At 70.6% G+C, this 2,741-nt stretch carries 3 protein-coding genes; all 3 read left to right on the plus strand.

The genetic code is table 11. From position 1 onward, the window contains the following. Positions 1–213, plus strand: a 213-nt coding sequence (locus tag VKG64_18655) for a Smr/MutS family protein (protein ID HKB27062.1), incomplete at its 5' end; no start/stop codon positions are given. A 2-nt stretch (positions 214–215) separates the two neighbouring features. Next, positions 216–2,123 (plus strand): DNA primase, encoded by a 1,908-nt coding sequence (dnaG, locus tag VKG64_18660; protein HKB27063.1) that lies wholly within the window; start codon positions 216–218, stop codon positions 2,121–2,123. Then, positions 2,116–2,741: RNA polymerase sigma factor region1.1 domain-containing protein (locus VKG64_18665; protein HKB27064.1), on the plus strand; the 626-nt coding region annotated here is incomplete at its 3' end. The genes dnaG and VKG64_18665, both read left to right, overlap by 8 nt.

Genomic DNA, 2,741 nt, shown 5'->3' on the forward strand with positions numbered 1-2,741 from the left:
GACGAGGCGCGTGATCTCGTCGAGCAGTATCTCGACGACGCGTTCATGGCGGGCCTGCCCAGCGTGCGCCTCGTTCACGGCAAGGGCACGGGCGCGCTCCGCAAGACGGTGCGCACGCTGCTCTCGAGCCATCCGCTGGTCAAATCGTTCCGGGACGGCGAGCCGTCCGAGGGTGGCGCGGGCGCGACCGTCGCCGCGCTGAAGGTCAGCTGACGATGGCCACCTACTCGGCGGCCGTCCTCGACGACATCCGGGCCGGTGTGGACATCGTGGACTTCGTCGGGCGGTTCGTAAATCTGAAGAAGGCCGGCGCCAACTGGAAGGGGCTCTGCCCGTTCCACGGCGAGAAGACGCCGTCGTTCATGGTCAATCCCAAGAAGGGCATCTTCCACTGCTTCGGCTGCGGCGTGGGCGGCGACGTCTTCGGCTTCCTGATGCGCCAGGACCGGCTGTCGTTCCCCGAGGCCGTGCGCGCGCTCGCCAAGACGGCCGGGGTGGCCCTGCCCGAGGAGCGCGGCGGGCAGCCCGGGGACTCCGGCCGCGAGGAGCTGTTCCGTGCGATGGACCTCGCCGCCCGCTTTTACGCCGAGATGCTCTGGACGCCGGCCGGTGAGCGCGCGCAGAAATATCTCGTGGAGCGCGGGATTGACCCCGAGGTCGCCAAGCGCTTCGGCCTGGGTTACGCCCCCGAGGGCTGGGACCGGCTCGCCGACTTCATGAGGGCCGAGAAGGTCGGCGAGGACACGCTGGTGGCGGCCGGCCTCGCCGTGCAACGCGAGAACCGCGGCGGCTCGTACGATCGCTTCCGCAACCGGCTGCTGTTCACGATCCGCGATCTGCAGTCGCGCGTGGTGGCCTTCGGCGGACGCGCCTTCGGCGACGATCAGCCGAAGTACCTGAACTCGCCCGAGACGCCGCTCTACACAAAGGGCAATCTCCTCTACGCCGCCGACGTCGCCCGCGAGACGATGCGCGCGAAGAACCGCGCGCTCATCGTGGAGGGCTACGTGGATTGCCTCATGGCGCACCAGCACGGCTTCACCGAGACGGTGGCCGCCCTGGGCACGGCGTTCACGCCTGCGCAGCTCGCGCTGCTGCGCCGCTACTGCGACGAGGTGGTGACCTTCTTCGACGCCGACGCCGCCGGGCAGAAGGCGGCGGAGCGCGCGGAAGAGCTGCTCGAGCCGACCTCGGGTGGGTTCGCGTGGGCGGTCAATCGCTCCGGCGCCTTCGACGGCGGCGGCGCCCTGCGCGTGAAGGTCGCGCTGCTACCTGCCGGCCATGATCCGGATACGTTCCTGCGCGCGGCGGGCGCGGGGGCGTTCGCCGAGCGCATCGCGGGCGCGCGCAGCCTGCTGTCGTATGCGCTCGAGCGGACGATCCGGGACACCGACGGGGCGGGACAGCGCGCCCGCGCCAACGCCTTTGCGCGCGTCGCGCTGATGCTGTCGAAGGTCGGCGACGCCGAGGAGGCCACGGCCCTGTCCCGCGAGGCGGCCACGCGCCTCGGTGTCGACGCCACGCAGCTCTGGTTCGAGGCGCAGCGGCTGTCCGCCTCGCTCCGCAAGCCCCCGGCTCCCGTCGGCAAGGCCACCACCGCCGGCCCGACGTCCGTCGACGACAAGAAGCTCGTCACGAAGCTCGTAACGCTGCTGCTCGTCGATCTCGAGGCGCGCCCGGTCCTCCTGCCCCTGCTCGAGCCCTCCGACGTCCTGCATCCCGCCCTGCGGGAAATCGTCGAGACGCTGAAGCGGCTTCCGGCGACTCCGGCCACGGCCCTCCTCGCCGAGCTGGCGAGCGACGAGGCGCGCCACATGGTGGCCGCGCTCGTGGTCGAGGACACGACGACGCCGGACCCGCGCGCGAGCATCGAGCAGTTCCGCCGCCGCCTCGAGTTCCTGGGCGGACGGCGGCGCGTGCGCGACCTCAGCCGGTCGATCGCCGCCGCCCAGGCCTCGCAGGGCGTGCACGCGCCCGTCGACGACGACCTGCTCGCCGTGCAGCGCGACAGCGCCCGTGTCTATCAGCATCAAGGTGGAAGCGCGCAGGTGGTCGACCGCGCCAGCGACCATCCGCATCCGATGGGCCCCGACGGCCCGCAAGGAGTTCAAGGGCATGAGTGAAGAACCCAAGCTGGAGGAGCTCGACCGGCTCATCTCGGTGGGCAAGCAGAAGGGCTTCCTCACCTACGACGAGGTGAACGACGCTCTGCCGTCGGACATCGTGTCGCTCGACCAGCTGGACGACATCATGATGATGTTCGGCGCCATGGACATCGAGGTAGTCGACTCCGCCAAGGCGGGGCGCCTGCCGTCCGAGGTCGGCCGCGAGCGCCAGCCCCAGCAGGCCGACGACGACGACGACGGGCCCGCTGAGCCGATCGACCTCACGCCCGGCCCGGTGGGCCGCACCGAGGATCCCGTGCGCCTCTACCTGCGCGAGATGGGCCGCGTGGCCCTGCTCACGCGCGAGGGCGAGATCGCCCTGGCCAAGCGCATCGAGGAGGGCAAGAACCAGGTCACGGTGGCCATCCTCAGCACCAACCTGGCCCTCGAGCGGTTCCGCGAGCTGCGCGAGCTGCTGCGGAACGGCGACATCTCCATCAAAGAGGTCGTCGATGTCAACGAGGAGGAGTTCACCGAGGAGAAGGAGATCGAGCTGACCCGCACCGTGGTCAACGCCTTCGGCGGCGTCGACCGCTTGCTGCGCGAGCGGGACCAGCTGGTGGACAAGGCGCGAAA

Source organism: Candidatus Methylomirabilota bacterium (assembly GCA_035260325.1).
In the GTDB taxonomy this organism is placed as follows: domain Bacteria; phylum Methylomirabilota; class Methylomirabilia; order Rokubacteriales; family CSP1-6; genus AR19.